The sequence below is a fragment of the Hominiventricola sp. genome, assembly GCF_057604405.1.
Genome location: NZ_DBLYVB010000014.1, coordinates 23,742 through 48,214, shown reverse-complemented (window position 1 = coordinate 48,214; position 24,473 = coordinate 23,742). Strand labels below are relative to the sequence as shown.

General features: G+C 43.7%; 31 protein-coding genes and 2 pseudogenes. 30 read left to right on the top strand and 3 right to left on the bottom strand.

The window, feature by feature from the left end; translation table 11 throughout:
• Positions 1–54: 54 nt before the first annotated feature.
• The 19 genes from ACZMB2_RS09735 to ACZMB2_RS09645 all read left to right on the top strand — a co-directional run bounded on the left by ACZMB2_RS09735 (position 55) and on the right by ACZMB2_RS09645 (position 14,699).
• Positions 55–420, top strand: a complete 366-nt coding sequence (locus tag ACZMB2_RS09735) for a 4Fe-4S dicluster domain-containing protein (RefSeq protein ID WP_215631320.1) — start codon at positions 55–57, stop codon at positions 418–420.
• Positions 421–496: 76 nt separating this feature from the next.
• Positions 497–1,546 (top strand): glycosyltransferase, encoded by a 1,050-nt coding sequence (locus tag ACZMB2_RS09730; RefSeq protein ID WP_215631319.1) that lies wholly within the window; start codon positions 497–499, stop codon positions 1,544–1,546.
• An 81-nt stretch (positions 1,547–1,627) separates the two neighbouring features.
• The gene (locus ACZMB2_RS09725; RefSeq protein ID WP_487596591.1) at positions 1,628–2,878 is read left to right on the top strand and encodes an O-antigen ligase family protein; all 1,251 of its coding nucleotides are present in this window, start codon (positions 1,628–1,630) and stop codon (positions 2,876–2,878) included.
• Between the two features lie 9 nt (positions 2,879–2,887).
• Positions 2,888–3,817: a WaaS/CpsH family glycosyltransferase gene (locus ACZMB2_RS09720; RefSeq protein WP_487596590.1), complete on the top strand. Its 930-nt coding sequence runs from the start codon at positions 2,888–2,890 to the stop codon at positions 3,815–3,817.
• A gap of 19 nt (positions 3,818–3,836) precedes the next feature.
• The gene (locus ACZMB2_RS09715) at positions 3,837–4,415 is read left to right on the top strand and encodes an acyltransferase (RefSeq protein ID WP_487596589.1); all 579 of its coding nucleotides are present in this window, start codon (positions 3,837–3,839) and stop codon (positions 4,413–4,415) included.
• Position 4,416: 1 nt separating this feature from the next.
• A complete protein-coding gene (locus tag ACZMB2_RS09710; protein WP_342999517.1) occupies positions 4,417–5,865 on the top strand; it encodes an oligosaccharide flippase family protein in 1,449 nt (482 codons plus the stop codon).
• Between the two features lie 43 nt (positions 5,866–5,908).
• Positions 5,909–6,478, top strand: coding sequence for an LbetaH domain-containing protein (locus tag ACZMB2_RS09705; protein WP_487596588.1), 570 nt, complete (start codon positions 5,909–5,911; stop codon positions 6,476–6,478).
• Positions 6,390–7,271, top strand: coding sequence for a glucose-1-phosphate thymidylyltransferase RfbA (rfbA, locus tag ACZMB2_RS09700; protein ID WP_487596587.1), 882 nt, complete (start codon positions 6,390–6,392; stop codon positions 7,269–7,271). The genes ACZMB2_RS09705 and rfbA overlap by 89 nt, the downstream gene beginning before the upstream one ends.
• A gap of 5 nt (positions 7,272–7,276) precedes the next feature.
• Positions 7,277–8,296 carry a dTDP-glucose 4,6-dehydratase gene (gene rfbB, locus ACZMB2_RS09695; RefSeq protein WP_487596586.1) on the top strand — a complete coding sequence of 340 codons (1,020 nt, stop codon included), beginning with the start codon at positions 7,277–7,279 and terminating at the stop codon, positions 8,294–8,296.
• Between the two features lie 12 nt (positions 8,297–8,308).
• On the top strand, positions 8,309–8,911 hold the full coding sequence (rfbC, locus tag ACZMB2_RS09690; protein ID WP_342999514.1) for a dTDP-4-dehydrorhamnose 3,5-epimerase: 603 nt from the start codon (positions 8,309–8,311) through the stop codon (positions 8,909–8,911).
• A 14-nt stretch (positions 8,912–8,925) separates the two neighbouring features.
• Positions 8,926–9,759 (top strand): NAD-dependent epimerase/dehydratase family protein, encoded by an 834-nt coding sequence (locus ACZMB2_RS09685; protein WP_118301380.1) that lies wholly within the window; start codon positions 8,926–8,928, stop codon positions 9,757–9,759.
• Positions 9,760–9,811: 52 nt separating this feature from the next.
• On the top strand, positions 9,812–10,222 hold the full coding sequence (locus tag ACZMB2_RS09680; protein WP_349096697.1) for an acyltransferase: 411 nt from the start codon (positions 9,812–9,814) through the stop codon (positions 10,220–10,222).
• A 338-nt stretch (positions 10,223–10,560) separates the two neighbouring features.
• Positions 10,561–11,463, top strand: coding sequence for a sugar phosphate nucleotidyltransferase (locus ACZMB2_RS09675; RefSeq protein ID WP_487596585.1), 903 nt, complete (start codon positions 10,561–10,563; stop codon positions 11,461–11,463).
• A gap of 6 nt (positions 11,464–11,469) precedes the next feature.
• Positions 11,470–12,081 carry a VanZ family protein gene (locus ACZMB2_RS09670; protein WP_487596584.1) on the top strand — a complete coding sequence of 204 codons (612 nt, stop codon included), beginning with the start codon at positions 11,470–11,472 and terminating at the stop codon, positions 12,079–12,081.
• A 131-nt stretch (positions 12,082–12,212) separates the two neighbouring features.
• Positions 12,213–12,551, top strand: a complete 339-nt coding sequence (locus ACZMB2_RS09665) for a hypothetical protein (RefSeq protein WP_487596583.1) — start codon at positions 12,213–12,215, stop codon at positions 12,549–12,551.
• Positions 12,552–12,615: 64 nt separating this feature from the next.
• Positions 12,616–12,948 (top strand): PilN family protein, encoded by a 333-nt coding sequence (locus tag ACZMB2_RS09660; protein ID WP_487596582.1) that lies wholly within the window; start codon positions 12,616–12,618, stop codon positions 12,946–12,948.
• A gap of 141 nt (positions 12,949–13,089) precedes the next feature.
• On the top strand, positions 13,090–13,473 hold the full coding sequence (gene gloA2 / locus ACZMB2_RS09655) for an SMU1112c/YaeR family gloxylase I-like metalloprotein (RefSeq protein ID WP_487596581.1): 384 nt from the start codon (positions 13,090–13,092) through the stop codon (positions 13,471–13,473).
• A 2-nt stretch (positions 13,474–13,475) separates the two neighbouring features.
• A complete protein-coding gene (locus ACZMB2_RS09650; RefSeq protein ID WP_487596580.1) occupies positions 13,476–14,264 on the top strand; it encodes a hypothetical protein in 789 nt (262 codons plus the stop codon).
• Positions 14,265–14,375: 111 nt separating this feature from the next.
• Positions 14,376–14,699: a hypothetical protein gene (locus ACZMB2_RS09645; RefSeq protein ID WP_487596579.1), complete on the top strand. Its 324-nt coding sequence runs from the start codon at positions 14,376–14,378 to the stop codon at positions 14,697–14,699.
• Positions 14,700–14,767: 68 nt separating this feature from the next.
• Here the strand turns inward: ACZMB2_RS09645 and ACZMB2_RS09640 are convergent, their stop codons facing one another.
• The 3 genes and pseudogenes from ACZMB2_RS09640 to ACZMB2_RS09630 form a co-directional block, all read right to left on the bottom strand.
• On the bottom strand, positions 14,768–14,956 hold the full coding sequence (locus tag ACZMB2_RS09640) for a DUF6219 family protein (protein ID WP_118301387.1): 189 nt from the start codon (positions 14,954–14,956) through the stop codon (positions 14,768–14,770).
• Positions 14,957–15,130: 174 nt separating this feature from the next.
• Positions 15,131–15,583, bottom strand: coding sequence for a YolD-like family protein (locus tag ACZMB2_RS09635; protein ID WP_487596578.1), 453 nt, complete (start codon positions 15,581–15,583; stop codon positions 15,131–15,133).
• Between the two features lie 11 nt (positions 15,584–15,594).
• Positions 15,595–17,013: pseudogene (locus tag ACZMB2_RS09630) on the bottom strand (Y-family DNA polymerase); the annotation flags it as partial.
• A gap of 187 nt (positions 17,014–17,200) precedes the next feature.
• Here ACZMB2_RS09630 and ACZMB2_RS09625 point away from each other — a divergent pair.
• The 11 genes and pseudogenes from ACZMB2_RS09625 to ACZMB2_RS09575 all read left to right on the top strand — a co-directional run bounded on the left by ACZMB2_RS09625 (position 17,201) and on the right by ACZMB2_RS09575 (position 24,306).
• Positions 17,201–17,392: a hypothetical protein gene (locus ACZMB2_RS09625; protein ID WP_487596577.1), complete on the top strand. Its 192-nt coding sequence runs from the start codon at positions 17,201–17,203 to the stop codon at positions 17,390–17,392.
• Between the two features lie 163 nt (positions 17,393–17,555).
• Entirely contained in the window at positions 17,556–18,311 is a 756-nt protein-coding gene (locus tag ACZMB2_RS09620; protein WP_487596576.1) for a sigma-70 family RNA polymerase sigma factor, read from the top strand.
• A 36-nt stretch (positions 18,312–18,347) separates the two neighbouring features.
• Positions 18,348–18,710: pseudogene (locus tag ACZMB2_RS09615) on the top strand (terminase TerL endonuclease subunit); the annotation flags it as partial.
• 140 nt (positions 18,711–18,850) lie between these two features.
• The gene (locus ACZMB2_RS09610) at positions 18,851–20,173 is read left to right on the top strand and encodes an RNA-binding domain-containing protein (protein ID WP_487596575.1); all 1,323 of its coding nucleotides are present in this window, start codon (positions 18,851–18,853) and stop codon (positions 20,171–20,173) included.
• An 80-nt stretch (positions 20,174–20,253) separates the two neighbouring features.
• Positions 20,254–20,460: a holin gene (locus ACZMB2_RS09605; RefSeq protein ID WP_487596574.1), complete on the top strand. Its 207-nt coding sequence runs from the start codon at positions 20,254–20,256 to the stop codon at positions 20,458–20,460.
• A 130-nt stretch (positions 20,461–20,590) separates the two neighbouring features.
• Positions 20,591–21,295: a phage portal protein gene (locus tag ACZMB2_RS09600; protein WP_487596573.1), complete on the top strand. Its 705-nt coding sequence runs from the start codon at positions 20,591–20,593 to the stop codon at positions 21,293–21,295.
• Positions 21,268–21,717, top strand: a complete 450-nt coding sequence (locus tag ACZMB2_RS09595) for an SPFH domain-containing protein (protein WP_487596572.1) — start codon at positions 21,268–21,270, stop codon at positions 21,715–21,717. The genes ACZMB2_RS09600 and ACZMB2_RS09595 overlap by 28 nt, the downstream gene beginning before the upstream one ends.
• Positions 21,718–21,783: 66 nt before the next feature.
• Positions 21,784–22,164, top strand: a complete 381-nt coding sequence (locus tag ACZMB2_RS09590; protein ID WP_487596571.1) for a hypothetical protein — start codon at positions 21,784–21,786, stop codon at positions 22,162–22,164.
• Entirely contained in the window at positions 22,161–22,325 is a 165-nt protein-coding gene (locus ACZMB2_RS09585) for a hypothetical protein (protein ID WP_166433727.1), read from the top strand. Before ACZMB2_RS09590 ends, ACZMB2_RS09585 begins: the two co-directional genes overlap by 4 nt.
• 108 nt (positions 22,326–22,433) lie before the next feature.
• A complete protein-coding gene (locus tag ACZMB2_RS09580) occupies positions 22,434–23,831 on the top strand; it encodes an ATP-binding protein (protein WP_487596570.1) in 1,398 nt (465 codons plus the stop codon).
• Between the two features lie 250 nt (positions 23,832–24,081).
• A complete protein-coding gene (locus ACZMB2_RS09575) occupies positions 24,082–24,306 on the top strand; it encodes a hypothetical protein (RefSeq protein ID WP_487596569.1) in 225 nt (74 codons plus the stop codon).
• Positions 24,307–24,473: the final 167 nt, after the last annotated feature.

Here is a 24,473-nt window from a genome sequence, read left to right as displayed (position 1 = left end):
AAAAAGAAAGGAAAATGTTGATTTAGCTTCTGGAATCATCATACAAGGGAATAAATGGGAATTGTATTATTTGAGAATAAAAGTGATTGCTGCGCATGCGGAGCTTGCCTGAATGTCTGTTCCAAAAGTGCGATCTCAATGAAACCGGACGTGGAGGGATTTTTGTATCCCGAAATCGATCCCAACAAGTGCGTGGAATGTGGCGTCTGCAAGAGAGTTTGTAAGTATAAAACATCAGACTTGAATGCTGTTGAAAGTACATACGCTGTGACAAATAGAGATGAAAAGCAAATTATGAAGGCTGCTTCCGGTGGCTTGTTCTCAGCAGCGGCTTCAGCTATCTTGTCGGATGGTGGGTGTGTGTTTGGTGCGAGATTGATTTTAAGGAAGCGAATGAAAAGATTGGTACAAGTAGAATAGAATCCATTCGGATTTTAGAGGAAATGCTGGCAGAGCAGATTGGAATTTGACCGTAAGGATAGTGGAGGATGGACGAATGAATATAGCTATTATATCTCACAGTGCCGGTGGTGGTGGAGCAGAACGTGTGGCTGTTAATTTGGCAAACCATTTATTGAACGAGAACGAGGTGTTTTTCTGTGCCGTACATTCAGATAGAAGGGAATATTATTTGGATCCGAAAGTTCAATATGATTATATAGGAACAGAAAGAGGCGGATTTAGAGGGCAGCTATCTATTGCTATTAATCTGAGAAAATACATAAAGAAAAATAATATAGAAGTCATGATTTCTTTAGATATTTCAGTTGAGGGTATTTTCTTAATTGGCAATAAAAAACTTTTTAAAATATATTCCTTGCGGAATGATCCGACAAAGTTCTTTAATAGTGGGCTTAAAAAGATCCTTAGAAATTTAGTGTATTGGGATGCGGATAAAATCGTATTTCAAACCCCAGATGCCAGAGATTATTTTTGCCAAAAGATCCGTGAACATGGAGTCTTGATTCCCAACCCTGTGAAGAGCGGATTACCCTACTGGAATGAAGAAAAACACCGAAAAGAAGTTGTGGTTGCATGCCGTCTTGCCAAACAAAAGAACCTTTTTATGCTATTGGACGCATTCCGTATTGTTTGGAAAAAGCGGCAGGACTATAAACTTTCGATTTACGGAGAAGGGGAGCTGAAGGAAGACCTTGTGAGGTACGCTGAGCAGTTGGGCATTTCGGAGGCGGTGAAATTTCACGGTTTCTCCAGTGAAATTCACAAAATTATGGCCGAATCGGCTATTTATGTTTCTTCCTCTGACTATGAAGGTATTTCGAATTCCATGTTGGAAGCGTTGGCAATTGGAATTCCAGTGGTATGCACGGATTGCCCGGTAGGTGGCGCTAGAATGTATATTCGTGACGGGAGAAATGGTTATTTGATTCCTGTAGGAGATGCGGATGTGATGGCTGATCGTATGCTCGCCTTAATGGAAGACAAAAAACTTGGAGAATCTTTTTCTAAAGAGTCTGTTAAAATTCGTGAAGAACTCACAGACGATAGAATCTTTGGTATGTGGAAAGCGTTGCTGGTTCGATAAGTTTCTCCGTAATTTGATTGAATGCGAGATCAAACTGGATTGTCTTTGTGAAAATTGAAGCAATCGGAAAAGGAGAATGGAATGAAAATTAGAATTAACAAATCGGCGATTACACAATATTTATTGATATACCTCATGTTCATAATTCCTGGAAGTTGTTTGTTTGCAAAGTATTGGACAGGAACTATGAAGTATTATGTGTTACTTATAGTATATGCTGCCTTGATTGCTTTTAAGAACAAATATCGATCTCGGTATTCGATTTGCTTTCTTTTATTATTGTTGTTCTTTACTGTATTTTCTAGATTATTGGTTGGTGGTGTAGGACTTTCTGCGTGGTGTCAGTTTGCTGTGTGTATTCTTAGCACACAAATTGCTATTTGTTGTGATAGAGAAAATTTTTTAAATAGATGGATTCAAACTGTTGAATTTTTTGCAGCAATTAGTATTGGGTTTTGGGCCGTCTTTTATATTGCCCCGAATTTAGTCAACCTTTGGCCGGCTCAATCTTATGATACTCAGGCGCTGGGAACAGCAGGATGGGAAACATATTGGCATGGTAAAGGAGTACTTCTGTATAGCTACTTGGAAATTCATCCCACAAGAAATTGTGGCATTTTCACTGAACCAGGAGTCTATCAGATTGTTTTGAACATGGCATTGTTTGTGTTACTGTTTTGGAAAGATAAACTCTCTTTTGCAGCGGAAAGACGATATAGAAGATGCTTAAATATAATCTTAATAGGAATTATTACAGCTCAATCGACGACAGGTTATTTGGGATTGGTTCTCATCTTGTTTTTCTTTTACTTTACTCATCAAGAACATGAGGTGAGCCGAGTTAAATTTTACTTAATGGGATTGGTTTTTATTGCTCTCGTTGTTTTATTTGTAGATTATGCAACAAGAGCAAATGATAGTATTTTGTATAAACAGATTATCGAAAAACTATTTGGATCTTCTGGTAGCGGTTTTGATGTATCATCGGGGACAGGCCAGTATAGATTAGGAACCATGATGATTAGTCTTGCAACCGTTTTTCAGCATCCATTGGGAGTAGGATATGACGCGTTCTATGCAGCACGAAATGCTTTTGGAAGTGGTTTAGTAGCAGCAAGTCTTTTAGCTTTTGCTGCTGTTTATGGGATTATCCCATGGTTGATAGTTCTTGGAATGATATTCACGCCGGTGTTTAGATATCAAAGAAGAGCAGTTGCATTTTTGTATGTTTTGCTTTTTGTAAATACTACTTTGGCACAAACAGATTTGATATATCCGGCATTTTTCATGATTCCAATGTATTTGGTAGCAACTAAGAATATGAGGAGATGACAATAACCGATGAAGAAAACTCTTATGATATGCTCTAACGAAAATGCGTACTATTTTGATCATGTCCATATTCCGGGATTATCAATTAGAGGACTCTTTAAGAACCACGCTGAGTTCAATAATCCTGTACTCAAATTTCTCAGAAAAGCGAAATCGAGATGGACATGTTTCTTTTATCAGGATTGGTTCGAAAATATTGATTCATATGAAAAAATAATTGTATTAGATGTGGCTTTTTCCTATGATTCTCAACTTCTACGAAATATTGCACAGAAAGCTACGAATTCGAAGTTGTATTTTTATTCCTGGAATATAGCAAAAGATGAATCAAAATTTGAAATTACTTATAATGCGGTAAAGGATTCCGGATTTCAGTTTTATTCATACGATAGAGGAGAGTGCGAAAAGTATGGTTTGAAGTTCAATACAATCATGTATGATCGCACCTTGACTTTGCAGACAGCTCATGAACAATATGATACTTTGTTCCTTGGATATTTAAAAGACAGGAAGGAAGATATTTTATCGTTATACGATATGTTTACTTCTGCAGGATTAACCCCAAGATTTGTTATTGTTAGTAATGGAGAAAGAAAAGAAAAATTTCCATTTGAATATCGAGATGATTATGTAGGGTACTACGATTATTTAAAGATGGTCGGAACCAGTCGTGCCATATTAGATATTGCGCAACAGAAACAAGATGGATATTCGATGAGAGTGATGGAGGCAATCTTTTTTAATAAAAAACTTGTTACAACGAATACTGCGGTTAAACAATCAGTATTTTATGACGAAAATAATATCTTCATTGTTGACTTAAAAACAACTACTGCAGATGAACTTCAAGCTTTCTTTGCAAAGCCTTTTCGAAACTACAGTGACGAAGTTCGAGAATATTATTCCATAGAAGCGTGGGTTGACCGCTTTACCGAGTAGCTTTTGAAAGGAGCAGACTGTGTTTTCGGATGTAAAGAAAAAAATTCGTAGAAAGATAGAATTATACAATTTTAAGCGAAATCATAGAGGTTTGTATGTCGATGGTTCTTTACAGCTTCGGCTTCCCAAGTATATATCATGCGGTTCCAATATCGCGATAGGAGAGAATAGCAAACTCTTGTGCTGGGATTCTTACAATGGTAAGAAATTTGAGACTTCTCCCTCAATTATAATTGGATCTGGGGTACGTGCAACGCGGAACTTGACGATTCAATGTGCCAATAGAGTTCAAATCGGTGATAATGTGCTGATAGCGTCTGATGTTTTCATCATAGATTATAATCATGGAAATTCGCCACTTACAAAGAATTACCTAGATAATCCCTTAAATATTTCGGGGGGCGTAACAATTGAGAATGGGGTTTGGATTGGGAATAATGTTATTATTCTTCCAAATGTAACAATAGGGGAAAAAAGTATAGTGGGTGCTGGTTCTGTAGTAACGAGAAGTATTCCTGCATACTCAGTTGCAGTAGGGAACCCGGCTCATGTTATTAAGCATTTTGATTTTGAGGCTAATATATGGATAGAGGATTAGAATGAACAAAATATTAGATAAAATAAAGAATGTGCCCATCGGAGTAAAAGCGGCAGCAGTGTATACCTTGGCATCTGTTTTTTCAAAAGGGCTGGCAATTATCACAGTACCAATTTTTACGAGAATCATGTCTACTTCTGAAATTGGTGTAGTTAATTTATATAATTCGTGGCATTCCATGTTGAATGCAGTAGTGACGCTTTCATTAACGTCTGGAGGTTATTCTGCCGCATTAAAAGAGTTTGGAAAAGAGAGAGATCAATATCAGTCATCGGTATTATCATTAACGTCTTTTGTTGCGTTAATTGTTGCTTTGATTTATATAATATGTCCGTCTTTTTGGAATGGACTGACCGGTCTGTCAACAGATTTAATGGTCTTGATGCTGATTGGTTTTTTTGTAGCCCCAGCATATGATTTTTGGCTTGCAAGACAGCGGTACGAATATAAATATAAACTTGCGGGCAGTTTAACAGCTATTACAGCTCTTCTTGCATCGTTATGTGCTGTAATGATTGTGCTTCACATGAACGCTAAGGAACTGTCTGACGTGGCGAATGGACGACTCTATGCATCGAATATCGTATCTTATATTGTTTACGGAATTTTGTGGTTCATCATTATTTTTAGAGGGAAAACATTTTTCAATAAGGAATATTGGAAATTCTCCTTACAATTGAGCATTCCTTTGATTGGATATGCCTTAGCTGCACAGGTTCTTAGCGTATCGGATCGGATGATGATTAGCAGAATGGTGGATAATAGTGCAGTTGGAATTTATAGTACTTTGTATACCGTTAGTTCGATATCTTTACTGGTATGGAGTGCGATAAATGCTTCTTTTATACCATATCTGTATCAGAATATTGAGTCAGATAAGAATGAAATAAAGAAATATTCACTTTTGCTTATGGGCGCTTATGCGATTGTGGCTGCATTATTAACATTCTTTGCTCCTGAAATTGTAAGAACATTAGCTACTGAGGAATATTATGAAGCGATTTATATTATGCCACCTATTGCTGGCGGTGTCTTTCTGACATGCGTATCCAATATGTACTCGAATATTATGATTTACTATAAGAAAACTCAATATATTATGTATGCTTCGATAGCTGCGGCAGCTACCAATGTTGTTTTGAACTATTTTTGTATTGCGAAATTTGGTTATATGGCTGCGGCATATACTACTCTGGTTGCGTATATCGTATTAGCTCTTGGAGAGGCTGTTTGTGCTCATGTGGTATGTAAAAAAGAGAGAGGTGCCAACTACGAGGTATACAACGATAAAGCGGTTGGACTGATGGCGGTTATGGCCATTCTACTATGCTTGAGCGGATTAATTTGGTATCAGTATGCTGTTTTAAGATATGGAATTATTATAGCTGGCTGTGCGGTTGGTGCCGTACTGGGATATAGAGTTATAAAAATGAGGAAGGTGAAGCAGTAATGTTATACAAGATTATAGGTGCTCTTGTTTTTCCGGCATTCTTTTGTTACCGAAACAATTCATTGCTGAAAGAGGATATGAAGCGCTACAGTGCTCCGTTTACTGGATACGAAAAGTTGATTTTTTAATGTCGAAACATAAACCTTTTAGGTCTGTGTTTTATTATCAAAATAAGAATACAAAATGGCGGTACATAGTAAAAGTTGTTTTTCCGCCACTTCAGACAGTGGAAATCGGAGAAATTATGGGGGGGGGGTTATACATCCCGCACTCTATAGCAGTGATATCCCCTTACAAGGCCGGTAAGAATTTGTCAGTGCTGCCGGGAGTTGTTATTGGTAAAAACGGGGAAGGTGACAGAAGTAAAACCAATCCTACGATTTTAGATAATGTTACCATTGGCGCAGGGGGTGTTGTGGCAAAGGATGTTTCATCGAATACAATTGTTGCTGGAAATTCTGCTCAAGTAATAAAAAATATAATTTTGACAAAGAGATTTGGAAAAAACGAAGGAGGACTAAAAAGTGAAAGGTATCGTATTAGCCGGGGGCGCAGGTACACGTTTGTATCCCCTCACTATGGTCACATCGAAACAATTGCTTCCTGTTTATGATAAACCGATGATTTATTATCCACTTTCAACATTGATGTTGGCAGAAATCAAGGATATTCTAATTATTTCGACATCACAGGATACTCCGCGTTATAAAGAATTGCTCAGTGATGGCCATCAGTTTGGCATCAATCTAACATATGCTGTTCAGCCGTCGCCAGATGGGCTTGCACAGGCTTTTATTATTGGCAAGGAGTTTATAGGTGATGATACCTGCGCTATGATACTGGGCGACAATATCTTTTATGGCAATGGTTTGTTTGCACGTATGGATAATGCTAAGAGAATGGCAGAACAAGGAATTGCGACTGTATTTGGGTATTATGTAAGAGACCCGGAAAGATTTGGGGTGGTTGAATTCGATTCGGAGGGTAAAGTATTGTCCGTAGAAGAGAAGCCAAAGGCACCAAAAAGTAATTATGCAATTACCGGTCTGTATTTTTACCCTTCAGGTGTGGCATCACGTGCGGAGAGGGTTAAGCCATCTTCCAGAGGAGAGCTGGAAATCACGACTTTAAATGATATGTATCTAAAGGATAATCTGTTGAATGTTGAACTACTCAATCGGGGCTTTGCATGGCTAGACACTGGAACGATGGAAAGTTTACTGAGAGCGTCTGATTTCATTCATATGGTTGAGGAACAGCAAGGGGTTATGATATCCGCTCCTGAAGAAATTGCTTATAGATACAAATGGATTACAACGGAGCAGTTAAAAGAGGCCGCTGCGCTTTATGGAAAATCTCCTTATGGAGAGCATTTGAAGACTGTAGTGGAAGGAAAAATGAGGTGAGTATAATGAATATTATTGTAACCGGCGGCGCCGGATTTATTGGAAGCAACTTTGTATTTCATATGCTGGATAAGTACCAGGACTACCGCATTATTTGCTTGGATAAACTGACCTACGCAGGCAATTTGTCAACATTGGCTCCTGTGATGGATAACCCCAACTTCCGTTTTGTGAAGGCTGATATCTGTGATAGAGAGGCAGTATATAAGCTGTTTGAAGAAGAGCAGCCCGATATTGTGGTGAACTTTGCAGCAGAAAGCCATGTGGATCGTTCCATTGAAGATCCAGGTATCTTCCTGCAGACCAATATCATGGGTACTGCAACGTTGATGGATGCTTGCCGTAAGTATGGTATTACTCGTTATCATCAAGTGTCTACCGACGAGGTGTACGGTGATCTGCCTCTGGATAGACCTGATCTGTTTTTCACGGAGGAGACTCCTATTCACACCAGCAGTCCGTATTCTTCGTCTAAAGCTGCAGCTGATCTGCTGGTGCTGGCTTACCATCGTACATACGGTTTGCCGGTGACTATTTCCCGTTGTTCCAACAACTATGGCCCATATCACTTTCCGGAGAAGCTGATTCCTCTTATGATTGCTAATGCTCTGAATGACAAACCTTTGCCGGTTTATGGTGAAGGTCTAAATGTGCGCGACTGGCTGTACGTGGAGGATCACTGCAAAGCCATTGATTTAATTATCCACAAAGGACGTGTAGGTGAGGTTTACAATATCGGCGGCCACAATGAGATGAAGAATATCGACATCGTGAAGATCATCTGCAAGGCACTGGATAAACCGGAAAGCCTGATTACATATGTTACCGATCGTAAGGGTCACGATATGCGCTATGCCATTGATCCGACTAAAATTCACAATGAGCTTGGCTGGCTGCCTGAAACGATGTTTAAGGACGGCATCCAGAAGACCATCCAGTGGTATCTGGACAATAAGGAATGGTGGGAGACCATCATCTCTGGCGAGTATCAGAACTACTACGAAAAAATGTACAAAAATAGGTAAGGAGGAGTTCATATGGGACAAATTACAGTTACAAAGGCACCGATAGATGGGCTATATGTAATTGAGCCTACTGTACATGGTGACAGTCGAGGATATTTTGTTGAAACATATAACCAACACGATATGCATGAGGCCGGATTGGATATGGTGTTTGTCCAAGACAATCAGTCCATGTCACGCAAGGGCGTATTGCGTGGGCTTCACTTTCAGAAACAATTTCCACAAGGAAAGCTAGTGCGTGTAATTCAGGGTTCTGTTTTTGATGTTGCAGTTGATTTGCGTGCGAATAGTAGAACTTATGGTCAATGGTATGGGGTAGAGTTAACGGAGGAAAATGGTAAGCAGTTCTATATTTCGGAAGGGTTTGCACACGGTTTTCTTGTACTAAGCGAAGTCGCAAAGTTTTGTTACAAGACAACTGATTTTTATCATCCTGGTGATGAAGGCGGCGTGGCATGGAATGATCCTGAAATTGGTATTGTATGGCCGCAGCTTATCGGTAAATATAAAGGAAATGCATCCGCTGACGGCTATCAACTCATGGATGGAACTCAGTTAAATCTAAGTGAAAAAGATCAGAAGTGGATGGGCTTAAAAGACACATTCAAATTCTAAAGGAGGAACCAAAATTGAAAATATTAGTGACTGGTGCAAATGGATATCTGGGACAGGGGATTGTAAGAAGTATCTTGAATAATGGCCATTGTGTTGTAGCTACGGATTTTAACACCCAGTTTGTAGATGAGCGTGCAGAAAGAATTGCCTGCAATTTATTTGAAGTTGATAACCCGTATAGTTTCTTTGGCGAACCTGATGTGCTTCTCCATTTGGCATGGAGAGACGGGTTTGTTCACTATTCCAGTGCGCATATTGATGATCTTCCTAAGCACTATGCGTTTATTAAAAAAATGGTTGATGGAGGTATTCAACAGGTTGCTGTTATGGGAAGCATGCACGAAATTGGCTTCTTTGAGGGTAGCATAAATGAAAGCACTCCTTGTCATCCTACGACTCCGTATGGAATTGCAAAGAACGCATTACGCGACTTAACACAAATGATATGTAAGCAAAAAAATATTGTGTTCCAGTGGCTACGTGGCTATTATATTGTTGGTAATTCTAAGTTTGGCAGTTCAATATTCTCAAAGATTACAGCGGCCGTAGATGAAGGAAAGACAGAATTTCCATTTACCTTGGGTCAAAATCAATATGACTTTATTGACTACCCTGATTTCTGCGCACAGGTTGCCGCAGTAGTTGGTCAGAAAAATGAGCAAGGGATTATTAATATTTGCTCAGGCAAACCAGAAAAATTGGCAGATAGAGTTGAGCGCTTTATTAAGGAAAATGGTTATAGAATTAAGCTGCAATATGGAGCATTTCCAGATAGACCGTATGACTCCAAGGCAATTTGGGGTAATGACACAAAAATCAGAAAAATCATGGAGAACCAGACAAATTAAACGATAGACCAGCTAATGACGCGTTTTTGCCGCGTAGAATGGGAACTGTATCATGGGCATAATAAATAAAATATGGAAATATATAATGAAGCGCCAAAACCCGATGCGGTATGCTCGCAAGATGGGCGTAGTGCTAGGTGAAAACTGCAGACTTATTGGATTACCAGATTGGGGTAGTGAGCCATGGTTGATTTCTATTGGAAATCATACAGAGGTTTCCTTTGATGTAGCTTTTATAACTCATGATGGTGCTACCTGGTGTTTTAGAGATCAAGATGAATATAAGGGAACATTAAAATTCGGAAGAATTCGAATTGGGAATAACTGTTTTATTGGTGCCCGCAGTACGATTTTACCAGGTGTTACAATTGGTGATAATAGTATCGTGGCAGTGGGAGCGGTGGTGAATAAAAGTATACCCTCCGGAGAAGTGTGGGGGGGGTACCAGCCCATTACATCATGAAAACAAAAGACTATGCAGACAAGTGTAAAGAAAATACTCCTGTCTATGATTTAGAAAACTATCGGAAGAATTTTCGTGAGGAGGTTAATTTGATCTGCGATAGGATGGAACATAGCATGTGAAATAAGGAATAGGGTCCGACAGCGAGGATAGTCTAGGTAATTAGGAGAATATTATTGGGTTCCATTGGGGTCAGACCCCATGAAGAAGAAATAATTTTTTTCTAAAGAAACTATAAACGAAAATGAGAGCATAGGCTACTGGCGCTGCTTTAATAATCACAAAAATCTTTGTGGAAGGCACGTTGAGTAGGCTTCAAGGCATGGAAAGGAGAGAGGATGAAAACAACATTACTTATCATGGCTGCTGGTATCGGTAGCCGCTTCGGAACGGGAATTAAACAATTGGAGCCGGTGGATGATGCTGGACATATCATTATGGACTATTCCATCCATGACGCAATTGAGGCAGGCTTCAACCATGTAGTATTTATCATCCGTAAGGATATCGAGAAGGAGTTTAAAGAGGTTATCGGTGATCGCATTGCCTCCATTTGCTCTTCTCATAATGTAACTGTGGACTATGCTTTCCAGGATATCAATGATATCCCGGGAACTCTGCCAGAAGGCCGGACAAAGCCGTGGGGAACCGGTCAGGCTGTGCTTGCTGCAAAGGAAGTTCTTGATACCCCGTTCATCGTTATCAATGCAGATGATTACTATGGCAAGGAAGGCTTCAAGGCTGTTCATGAGTATCTGGTGAATGGCGGCAAGTCTTGCATGGCTGGCTTTGTGCTGAAGAACACACTGTCTGATAATGGCGGTGTGACTCGCGGTATCTGCAAGATGGATGAGGATAACAACTTGACTGAAGTTGTAGAAACCAAGAATATTGTAAAGACTGCAACTGGAGCAGAAACAGACGGAGTGGCTGTGGATGTAAATTCTCTGGTATCTATGAACATGTGGGGATTGACTTCTGATTTTCTGGATGTTCTGGAGCAGGGTTTTAAAGAGTTTTTCGAGAAGGAAGTACCTGAGAATCCGCTGAAAGCGGAGTATCTGATTCCGATTTTCATCGGTGAGCTGCTGGAGCAGGGCAAGATGTCTGTGAAGGTTCTGAAGACCAACGACACCTGGTACGGCATGACCTACCATGAAGATGTTGCGGCCGTAAAGGACAGCTTTAAGAAGATGCTGGAGAACGGTGTGTACAAGGCTGACTTGTTCAGTGATCTGTAAACGACGATGAAAGAAACGATTGATTTACTCGGAAAGATCCTCACAAACATCTTGACTGCTCTGTATGAGCCATTCGGATTTTCACTCCTGCTTTCCTTCCTAGCCATGTTTTTCTACTTGTATACGTATGAGCCAATACATGCTGGCAAAGGTTGGAAAAATGCCATAGTGACATGGTATCAGAAGTTTAAAGAGAGCGTGTTCTTCAGAAAACTATTCTTCCTGGCCTTTGTGACTTCTCTTATTCTGTTCCGCACATTGCTGAACCGTCAGCTGTGGATGAATCCTTTATCTGATGTCATGGGCGGTTGGGGCATCTGGGAGACAGTGAACGGCGAACAGAAGTTGACCACCGAGTGCATCGAGAACGTGATCATGATGGTACCGTTTTCAGCGGTAGTGATGTGGACATTCGAAGAAAAGATAGGAAACGGCTGGAAGAAGATCCTATGGCAAAGCCGGAAGATAGCATTTATCTTCTCGATAAGCATAGAGATGCTACAATTATTGCTTCGCTTGGGTACATTTCAGCTATCGGACATCTTCTATAACACAGTCGGCGGAGTGCTAGGCGGATTGATCTACTGTGCGGCGATGAAGGGACGAAAGCGTCTGTAAAACTGGATGAAATTGTGATATACTGGGAGCGGTAGCTCCCTACGCTGCTCGTAATAATCACACACCTCTTCGTGGTGAGCAGCAGGCAACGATCTTATGATCGGCTGAGATGTGAGAAAAGAAACGCCGCAATGAAGGAAAAAAGAATGCCAATAAAATTTGAGATTGATAGGTATCTTGAAAGATTCAGATGGGGCGTGCCAGTGCCTCACGTGTCGGATACCACACGACAGTGTGTTCAAGAATTTCTGGATTGTTGGGATGAAGAAGTTCGAGAGAACAGTTTATTGGATACACCAGAAAGTACGTGCCGAGGCTTTAGAATTTTGTTGGAGAAGTTTCCAGAGTTAAAGGAAAGCTATTTCGGCTTGAAAATTCAGGATTATCTAGCGACGAATGATTCTGCAGTTTTAGGTGAAATACTTGATGGGCGTATGAAGTTACGGATGCTGAAAGAGAGCAAGAAGTGATATTGCCCTCACCCTAACACAGTGCTATACTTAAACAACTATAAAAGGAAAGAGGTTATCACCTATGCCCAGAACGAAAGGCAGCAAAAACCGTCCCAAAATCAATACCACCAACGACTACGCATCTCAGATTGCGGAGAAGCAGGAGACTATTGCGTCTCTGAATACCGAGATCGCATCCATCCAGAAAGCGATTGAAGAGCAGAAGAACACTCTGAAAGAGAAGAAGACTGCTCTGAAGAAGGTCGAAAAAGAAGTGGCATCCCTGGAAGCGAAGAAGGCAAGGGAAGATGCTAAGGCCGCAGAGGAAGCAAAGAAAGCAGAGGCGGAATCCGTCCTGAAGAAATTGCTTGCCGGTGGCATGAGTGCCGATGAGATCCTCGCTAAGCTGAAATAACCAAGAAAACCGAGAAAAAAATAAATGCCGTGTGGACAAACTGAACTCCAGGAGTACACTCGGTATTTTTTGAAGGTTGATATATAGTTTGTGACGAAAATAAACATTGAATAGAAATAAAAGAAATGGAGCGTGAGAAAAATGAACTTATCTAAAATACACCACATCGCGATCATCGTATCCGACTACGAAGTCGCAAGGGAGTTCTATGTGAACAAGCTGGGCTTTGCTGTCATCCGGGAAAACTACCGCCCGGAGCGTAAGGACTGGAAGCTGGATCTTCGTGTCAATGAACACACGGAGCTGGAGATTTTCGCAGAGGAAAATCCGCCGAAGCGTGTGAACCGCCCGGAGGCCTGTGGCCTACGTCACCTTGCGTTCTGCGTTGATAGCGTGGAACAGACGGTGAATGAGCTGGCAGAGGTAGGCATTGAATGTGAGCCGATTCGTGTTGACGATTATACCGGAAAGAAGATGACTTTCTTCCATGATCCGGATGGTCTGCCGCTGGAGCTGCACGAATAAGCATGGGAAAGAAAAGAGCGTATAAATCTCGGAAGCCCGGTGGAGGCCGAAAGAAGCTGAAGCCGGAGTACGATGCCGGGAAAAATCTGAAAGAGCAGATGGAAAGTGCTGTGGCACTTTATGATTCTGAGATGTCCTTGCAGGCCATCGGAGATGAGTTGGGATTAAATCCCATCAAGGTACGGAAGCTGCTCATCACGGCCGGTGTGTATGAATCTGAAGTGGCGGAGAAGGTGCAAGCTACCTTTCAAGAATACCGTGAAACACAAGACTACAAAACCTCTATACTCTCAACTGCAAACACTCTGAAACTTTCCAAAGCCTCCGTCACCTCGTACCTGCCATATCGGAAAGGTGTGTACTTCCCAAGCACAGCAGAAAAAGGGAAGATCAGTGTCGGAGCAGAGCGGCAGCGGAGATATAGAGCGATGAAGCGGTGGAGGGCTGATCCGACAGAAGAAAACTTTTGGGGAGTGGTTTTGGCTTATGCTGGTGTGAAATTCAAAACTTACTCCGGGTTGCCATTCTCTTACCAAATTAAAAAAGGCAGGAACGGCGAGTATACGAAAGAACTGTGGATTGACAGGCGGGAGAACAGTAAAAGCCTGGCATGGAGTTCTATAGTTTTGGCGCTGAAGAATATTAAAGGAGAAGTGGTAGACCGCCCGAAAGCTCTGGGCGATATCCGGGGAGTGACTTACATCTACGGAATGTTCTATTGGTTCGGATTGATCAATGTGCCGGATGAAGTGAAGGAGAAGATGGGGCATCCTAAAGACCGCAAAAAATAGGTTGCTATGTGCAAAAGTCTACGGTAAGATGTGCCGTAACTGAGGATGTGAATCTCAGTTGGGAAGGATGGTAGCATTATAGAAAAATTGAAGGAAATGCTGGAGGAGTATTTGAAGAAAACAGAGCCGGAGTATTACCCGCCAGTGGAGAATCTGCTGGATCTGATCTACGAGCATTACACGGAGAACAACCCAGTAGAGAAAAACACAGTTGCCGGGAAAGCAGCAAAGGCCAAGGAAAAGGAACTTGAAGAGTGGCTGCGTGGCTTGGAAGGAATGGATAGGCTTGTAGATGACTACGTCGGAGATAAGATTCCGCTTTGGGAGAAGATCATGGACCGGCAGGGAACGGTGTGCTGCGCATGGGAGAAGACCGCTTTTGAGGAAGGACTGAAAGTCGGGATACGACTTATGATGGAAGCGTATAGTTTGTGACGGAAATAAAATGAACTCCTAGAGTTCAAAAAAGCCCTCGCTTGTTACGGCGGGGGCGTGTGTTCTCATTATTCAGGCTTTTCAGCTTTTTTCTTCTTCGGTGCGATTTTGTGACCAGAGTAGATTGCCATACCCATGCAGACCAGAGAGCCGCAAGCGAAATACTTGTGAGCCTGCATCAGCTTTTTGCAGCCCGTGTAGAAGCATCCTGCCATGCAGGCAAGTGCGCCGAGTGACCAATATTTATGTGCTTTCATTTTGTGTGTCCTCCTTATCTTCTTTCTGTATTTTGAGCAATTCCTCGATTTCCGTTTTACTCGCCGGCCGTACTGCCTTTTTATTATCGTGTGCTACCGCTCCGCAGTCGGGGCATCGATCCGGCAGTTTCTCAGCAGAGAAGCAGTAGCGGCAGAAATCGCAAAAGTAGTAGTTCAAGTCGTATTCACCCCAATCTCTAATATATCCTCAAATGCAATAATGGTCGGCAGCTCTTTGCCGGTATCATTTATAAAGCCTGTGTAGATTCGCAGTTCTTTGGTTATCGTATCCACAACATCCAGTACTCCGGCTATATCTTCATAGTAGCCGTCCGTGAAATATTTTATTGTGATCTCTTGACCTTTCTGAAGCTGGCTGATCTTTTGATTTAGAACTTCCTTGCCTTCTTTAGACAGCTCGATTCTATTTCCTTTGAGATGATCTCTGCCTTCAGAAGCAATCTCATCCTCATAGCCTCGTAGGGCGGCAAACGGAGAGAAGATTTTAGCACGATTGGACATCGGCATCCGGGGATGATTATGTGGTGGCTCCGGGCGGGAAGCATGGAGTATTTTGCCATACTTACTTTGGACGGCCCTGCCTTCCGGTGTGTTCTTGTAGTCCATGTTCTCCCTCCTTACTTGACCTTGTGGCCGCCTATCTGCTGATTTCTTTCTCTCATCGTTGCACCATCCAGATAGTTGGTTCCTTTTAGTACGGCGTTCTTGCCGAACTTCTTCTTGAGACCCAGCATCGCATTTTGCAGCTTTTTCTCTTTTTCCAACTTGGTCGTGTCAGTGAATAGGTCAACTTGGAAGAATCCCTCATCTTTGATCACACGGTTGGCAGCGATTGTGATCCGTCTTACCGTCAGGGTTTTATCAGCTATTCTCTCGAACAGCTCAGTTGTGGCAGAGATCAGGGTGCTTCCGAGGTTGGTCGGATTATCCAGTTTTGTGCTGCCATGAGCACCTTTCGGAACAGTGCGGCCGTAGTGGTCAATGTGTACCGGACCTCTGTACTTGCCGCTGTCACAGTTTTCACGGTCATAGCCCACATCTAGTGTCAGGCTGTCCGTAACCAGACCTTTGTCCGTCAACTGTAATACTAAGCTGTCAGCCATCTCCATGACAATGATTCTGGCTTTGTCATATGGGTAAGGGCAGGAGAGTACCTGACCTTCGGAGATGCTGTTGGTGCTGGGCTTGTAGGCCTTGATCTCTTTCATACCGCAGGATTCCAGCCCCCAAGCATGATCAATCAGCAGTTCGGAGTCAACACCGAATTCCTTATATAAGATATCCTGATTGACGGTGCTGAAATAGGCCAGCTCGCCCATCGTATGGATGCCGTGCTTTTCTAGTCGCTTGACGGTACCGGGACCAGTCATCCAGAAGTCTGTGAGCGGCTTGTGATCCCAGAGGAGATAGCGGAAGCTCTCTTTATCCAGTTCAGCGATGCGGACTCCGTCCTTGTCAGGCGCAGCGTGTTTGGCAGTGATGTCCATTGCCAGCTTCGCCAGATATAGATTGGTACCAATCCCGGCGGTGGCAGTGATGCCGGTCGTATAAAGCACTTCCCGGATCATTGTCATGGCAAGGTCGTGTGCGGTCATATTATAGTGGGATAGGTACGAGGTGGCATCGATGAACACCTCGTCGATGGAATATACCACGATGTCCTCTGGTGCGATGTATTTCAGATAGATGCCATAAATCTGCCGCGACACCTTTTCATAATATGCCATCCGGGGTGGTGCAACAAGGTAAGAGAGTTCGAGTGACGGGTCGGCGGCAAGCGATAAGGAATCATAGGAAGCAGAGGAGAAGGATGGTTTACCGTCCTTATACATAGCTTTTCTTAATCGTACCGCTTCCCTTAACCGATTCGCATTGACCTCTTTGACCTTCTGCACGACCTCGAACAGTCTGGCGCGACCTGGAATGCCATAGGCTTTCAGGGAAGGAGACACAGCGAGACAGATAGTTTTCTCAGTGCGAGAGGAATCTGCTACGACCAGATTTGTAGTAAGCGGGTCGAGGTGTCGAGCGGCGCATGGTAAAAGAAACCATTGATGCGTTCTTGTTCCAAGAAAGTCATGTGGCTATGGCTGGTTAAGTACCGTACAGATCAAAAGTGTCTGTGCGGTATTTTTTTGCCTTTTTTACTGCCGATATAGGGCTTTCACAGAGTCGATATGAAAATGTGGCGAATTCGCCACAGAAGTGTGGCTTATCTGCCATTTGCAAGAGCCTTTCCAACTGGTAGACTATAAACAGTTCAAGGGAAAAGCCCACAGAGCCAAAACGAAAGCACCTGTCGGCAGTACCTCGGACAAATTAAAAAAATATCGAAGCCCGATTCTAGAGCAGGCGAAGGATACCATAAGCAATATGACAGCACAGCAGAGTTATTTGCTGGAGCTGGAGGACTGAACATGGGATCATTCTAACCTTCTTTAGAATCGGGCTTTTTGCGCCTTTTGACCGCAGAGTCTGTCCGTTTCATGAGTATGCCGCGAATCTGCCATGTGTGTTCTTTAAAGCCAGAGCTTTCAGTATCCTTCCCTCTCAGAAGTCCGGGGGAAAGGACAAAACAATGATGAACATGATGACTGGAGCAGTAGCAATCAACGGTGGAGTAGGTGTGATGGAAACCCATCAGCCGCAGGTGGCAGTCAGCCAGATGGCAGCAAGCGCGGCACAGGCTGCAGAGCAGGTGGCTCTGAATGCACACATCACTCTGCGTGAGCTGAAAGGAATGATCGACACTGTAGTGGAGAAGAAGCTCCCGACTTTCAAGACTCTCATGGAGATGAACCCGGTGGCAGTAGCCCGCACGAGCGTGAATGGTGCAAAGCTGACGGCCTATGAAAACGGCTATGCAGTCTATGAGGTGGACAGTGCCCACACTGTCATGGCCGTGGAACGCTGCGGCGATTACCGCTACGACTTCACCGATGGCACACATCAGATCGTGCCGGCAGAGACTTTCGAGGATGCCGAGTGGAGTCTGCGCCTTCTGATGGAAGGGGAGAAGCGTATGGAACACAACCTCAGTAAAACTGCTGCAAAGTTTGAGCCGGTGCCGCTGGAATGCGATGGCTCTGACTGGTCCGCTTCTATTATGGTGGACTTTTTGGATGAAGACAATGCCGAGATGCTGGCAGACAAGGAACTGCGCCGTCTGTATGCTGCCATGAGCAAGCTGACCGAGCGTCAGATGGAAGTGGTCCAGCTCTACTTCTATAAAGGTATGACCCAGCAGGAGATCGCAGAGGAAATTGGTATCGGTCGCCGTTCTGTTGGAAACTGCCTGGAAAGTGCTCTGAAAAAAATCAGAAAAAACTTTTAAGAAAAGTACCTCCCAAACAGCTCCAAACGGTGTGTTTTCATTGAGAAGATCATTGAGGAGTTGGGTAAGACCTATCACATTTTAGAGATTGCTTTTGACAGATGGGGAGCGGTGCAGATGACCCAGAACCTTGAAGGGATGGGCTTCACGGTAGTTCCTTTTGGACAGGGTTTCAAAGATATGAGCCCGCCTACCAAGGAGTTCTACAAGCTCCTGATGGAAGGACGAATCATACATGGCGGCAACCCGGTCATGGCATGGATGGCGGGGAATGTGGTCGTGGATACCGACCCGGCTGGCAACATCAAGCCGACCAAGGCAAAGTCGCCGGAGAAGATCGATGGAATCGTCGCTGCGATCATGGCACTGGACCGTTGCATCCGAAACGAAGGACAGTAGCAGGGAAGTGTATACGATGAACGTGACATGATCGTTTTCTAATCGACAAAATATTTGTTTTTGCACCTCTTGACTTTTCTTTCTTTCTCTCTTACAATGAGAAAGAAAGAAGAAAGAAACGAGAAAGAAAGGAGCAGAAGGTGTTAGCATTCGAGAACCAGAATATCGAATTTAAGCAAGAGTATGTCCCGGACATCCGAAAAGAGGTGATGGGATTTGCAAATGCAGAGGGCGGCACGGTTTATGTTGGTGTCAGAAAAGATGGATCGGTTTTAGGTATCGGCGATCCTGATGGGGTAATGATCCAAATCGTAAATTCTTTGAAAGATTCCCTGGCACCAGACATAATGCCGTTTGTTAGAGTCAACACAGTTGAAATAGAAGAGAAGCAAGTTATCGAAATTGATGTGACAACCGGAACGAATCGACCGTACTATCTCCGTGAAAAAGGTTTGAAACCTGGCGGTGTGTATGTAAGAAAAGGAAGTTCTACACAGCCAATGACTGAGGAAGGAATCCGGGAGATGATTCTCCAAAACAGCGGCAGGTCTTTTGAACTGTGTAGAAGTATGAAGCAGGAATTGACGTTCCATACTCTCCAAACAGAGATGCAGAGAAGGTCGATTGAAATCGGACCATCACAAATGCGAACTCTCAAACTGATCGGTGAAGATGGCCTGTATACAAATCTTGCGCTGTTGCTATCGGATCAGTGTGAGACAACAACGAAAGTTGCTCTCTTTCAAGGAACGGACAAAGAACTATTCCGAGATAGAAAGGAGTTCACAGGATCTATTTTGAGGCAGCTTGAAGATGTCTATCAGTTTATTGATTTAGTCAACAAAACGAAAGCAACATTTTCGGGGCTGGATCGAACTGATTGGAGAGATTATCCGGAGGAAGCTGTAAGAGAGGCTTTGCTGAACAGCATCGTTCATCGCGATTATTCTTTTAGTGGAAGCAATCTGGTCAATGTCTATGAGGACAGAATTGAATTTGTTTCTCTTGGAGGTCTTGTATCTGGTTTGGAGCTGAAATCCATTTTTCTTGGCGTTTCACAATCGAGAAATCCAAATCTTGCGGCTGTTTTCTACCGCATGAGATTGATTGAGAGCTACGGCACAGGAATCGGAAAAATCGAACGTGCGTATAAAACTTGTCCATTTCAACCGGAGTTTGAAACAGCAAAAGGAGTTTTCCGTGTGACACTTCCGAATAGGAACGAGGAACAAAACAATGAAGTGCAAGTGTCGGATAATGCGGATGAGGATATTTCGCTGAATGAGCAGAAGCAACTTATTGTTCAATATGCGCAGGAAAATGGCAGCATCACAAGAAAAGAAGTGGAGGATTTGATTGGCGCAGGAACAACGAAGGCATTCCGACTGCTTAAGGAACTTTGCGAAGCAGGAAAACTTGAGCAAAAAGGAAACGGAAGGCTGAGTACCTACGTTACCAAATAAATATCATTGTACGAAGAAGCATCTTGGCAAAAGTCAGGGTGCTTTTTTCATGTCATTTTTGATTTTGGAGGACAAGAACTATGAAGTATCTGATGAGTGCAGAATGGTGGAAGGCAGCCGGCATCCGTGCTGCAAAGACGATGTTCCAGACTGGCGCGGCTCTGGTCGTGACACAGATGCCCGGCGGCACGGTGGACTGGATGGCGGTCGGCAGCGCAGTGATCGTGGCAGGTGTTGCGTCCCTCGGTACCAGCCTTGCCGGTCTGCCGGAACTGGAAAAACAGTAAAAAAGACAAAAAAGAGCCCGACGCATCAGGCTCTTTCAAGGTGTTGTCCGAAGACGACCACCGCAATTCATGATTATAATACCACAGCAAGTATATTTGTTCAATTGTTTATGAAAGGATTGGTTGAAATATGGGATTCTGGGAATGGATGGGGTTTGAGAATCCAAGGGATTCTCCCAAAACAGAACAGCCAAAAGAAGGTCTGCCGCAGGTCACGGATAACGTCCGCGATTCCGGGCAGACCTTTGTGTTTGGCCGTTCCAATGCCGGGGAGCAGGTGGATGAGAAAGCCGCCATGCAGATCCCGACGGTGTATGCCTGTGTCCGTCTGCTGGCAGAGTCCATTGCGGCACTGCCGCTGCATCTCTACCGGGTAACAGACGATAACGGCAATAAGGAAAAGGCACGGGATCATCCGCTGTATAAGATTCTGTATCGCCAGCCCAACCCGGAGATGACATCCTTTGTCTTCTGGGAAACACTGATGACCCACCTGCTCCTCTGGGGCAACGCTTACGCACAGATCGTCCGGGATGGCAAGAACACGGTGCTGGGTCTGTATCCGCTTTTGCCGGAAAATGTCGAAGTGGACCGGGATGAGAGCGGTGAGCTCTACTATATCTACCACGCCTACACGGATGAAGTTCCGGGAGAGCAGAATAAAGACCTCTACTTCCGCCGGGACGAGATCTTCCATGTGCCGGTGCTGGGGTTTAATGGTCTGATCGGTTTCTCACCGATCGCCATGTGTCTGACATCAAGAATCTGGTCGGTGACGAGCTGGTGGCATCTGCCATCAAGTCTGCAATGGCTGAACTTGGTCCCAAAGAGGTAACCAACCGCACCAAGATCGAACCTCTGGCACAGCAGAAGCTGGCAGAGTCCCTTGTGCAGAAATATGGTGAGGATGTTGTGTTCGTAAACAAGGTCGTCGTCAACGACATGAATTTCGAGGATGCCTACAACGAAGCCATCCAGCAGAAGTCCATTGCACAGCAGAACGCAGATAAGCAGAAGATCGAGAATGAAGCTGCCATTGCCAAGGCAGAAGCGGATAAGCAGGTGGCGATCACCAATGCAGAGGCGGAAGCACAGAAAACTTCCATCACTGCAGACGCACAGGCGGATGCAAACCGCAAACTGGCAGAAAGCCTGTCCGATACGCTGATCGAGTACCAGAAGATCCAGAAGTGGGATGGAAAGCTGCCGACTGTGAGCGGCGGTAATGCACTGGTCAGCATTGACCCGGCAGAGTAAGAAACACGATATACGGCAGGGCTTCGGCTCTGCCAATTTTACATGAAATTTTGGAGGATTACGATTATGGCAGTTACAAAGAAAATTGAGATCGATGGCAAGGAAGTCACCTTTAAGGCAAGTGCCGCTGTACCCCGCCTGTACCGCATCAAGTTTGGCCGTGACATTTACAAAGACTTGCGCCAGCTGGAAAAGAGCGTAGGGGAGAACGATGAGGACAATTCCAACCTCGACCTTTTCAGTCTGGAGATGTTCGAGGACCTGGCATGGTTGATGGCCCGTCATGCTGACCCTGCGAATGTGCCAGACAGCCCGGAGGAGTTCCTGGACCAGTTCAACACCTTCTCCATCTACCAGATCCTGCCCCAGCTGATCGAACTGTGGGGCCTGAATGTGCAGCCGGAGGTGGAATCCAGAAAAAACCTCGAAAAAGTGAGCGGGAAATGACCACCCCGCTCTTTCTGCTGCGCTGTGTACAGCTCGGTATCAGCATTGCCGACCTCGACCTGCTGACCATCGGGTTGGTCAATGATATGTTCACGGAGCGGCAGAATGACGACTATTCGTACAAAGAGCTGGCAAGTCAGTCGGACTTCGATCGATTCTAAAGGTTCGACTTATTTTACTTGACTTTGCAGATTATCTGATTTATTGTACTCGTAAAGAAGTAACTTACGAGTTACTAATTCACGAGTATAATTATTGGAGGTGAGCAGATGAGTCAATTCTATTGCCGTGAGGATGAGCTGCGGAAACTGAATAAACGGTATGCAGGTGATAAGTTTGAGTGCATTGTCATCTATGGCAGACGGCGTGTTGGTAAAACGGCACTGATCAACGAGTTCTGCAAAGATAAGCCTACCATTTTCTTTTCTGCATTGAACACGACAGGAAAGGAAAATCTGGAAGCTCTCTCAAAGTCGATTATGAGTTTTGAGCGGCCGGATATGGAGTCTGCACCGGAGTTCAGGTCCTATGATGCAGCTTTGGATGAGCTGACAGCACTTTCAAAGGAAAAGAGGATTGTCTTTGTCATTGATGAGTATCCTTATCTTGCAAAAGCAAAACCAGCTATTTCAGCGATGCTGCAGCACATCATCGACCACAAATGGACAGAGTCCAAGATGTACCTGTTTCTTTGCGGCTCCTCTATGAGCTTCATGGAGAGTCAGGTGCTTGGAAAGGAAAGTCCGTTGTATGGCAGACGTACTGGCCAGTTTAAGATTGAGCCGCTAGACTATAAAGAAACCGCTGTGTTCAACCCAAATCTGTCTGCAGAAGACAATTCCCTGATTTATGGAATCACGGGAGGAGTTCCCCACTATATCAATAAGTTGGATGTGCGAGATAGTGTGGATGAAGCTCTGTTGGATAATTTCTTTGACCGCTCCAGCTATCTGTATGAGGAACCGGGGAACTTACTGAAGCAGGAACTCCGGGAGCCGGCCATTTATAATGCAATCATTAAAGCGATTGCAGAAGGTGCTTCCCGAATGAACGATATCAAGATGAAGGTCGGCGAGGAAAACTCGGTCGTATCGAAGTACCTGAAAACGCTGATCGACCTTGGCATTGCGAAGAAAGAAACACCGATTACAGAAAAACCGGGTAAGAAAACCATCTATCTGCTGGCTGATAACTTCTTCCGTTTCTGGTATCGGTTTGTGCCAATCAATATGAGTGCCATTGACTCTGGCAGAATTGCAAAGACCTATCCACACGCTGTAAAGCAGTATCTTCCTGATTACATGGGTCTAATTTATGAGAAGATGTGTCAGGATTACCTGCTCTATTATTCGGATAGCCTTCCTATTGAGCTGAGTGAAATCGGCCAGTGGTGGGGGACAGACCCGAAGAAGAAAAAGCAGATACAGATTGATATCGTCGGAACTCCTGTTGAGGGCAAAGACTATATCATCGGTTCATGCAAATACCGGAATGAGAAAATCGGTGTGGATGAACTCGATTTGATTCGGGATTATGCTTCAGTTTTTGGAAAGGGCAACAACTATCACTACTATATCTTCTCGAAAGGCGGATTCACAGATGGACTTCTTCAGGCACAAGAGCGAGGTGAAGTTCGGCTGATAACGCTGGAAGACCTTTACAAGTAAAAATTCTAATCAACCCTGCTGGTGAATGATATGTACCCAGAATCCTGGACACATATTTACGAACTAAGCTGAACACATGGATGCTAGCCTGTATTGCACAGGTGGCATCCATTTTGTTTTTCAGCTCTTAAGCGTATCAGTTCTTCCGCGAGCGGACTGTCATCACCTCCCAGTTGATCGAACCAGCCCTTGCAATCATACTGAGAACAAAAGATGACCCGTCATGCAAAGTTACTCAACAATCATCGGCGTGATTGAATTACGCCTTAGTGGTATTGGATACCGCACCACAAAAGCACGTTATGGTATCGGAAACAGTACTGTCACACTCATCATGACACTGGATTTTCTGAAGACACTGGAAGCTGTAAAGGCAAACTTTAAGAAGCTCGATATGATGATTCGAATATTGTCTGACCGGATAGTTACCGGAAATTCTATTTTGCAAAATTTCTTAATGAAATATGCTGGATAGCCTTTTGCTTGTATGATAAGATACAAGAGAAGGCTAGAAGATTATCTGAGTGATGTACCCGGGGATTATTACGAAGAGTATCGGAATCAGGAGTCAGATAGCCGGGAGATAGAGTATATATTTGAGGATAAAAACAAGTAAACAACAGGCAGGATATGATCTTTTCT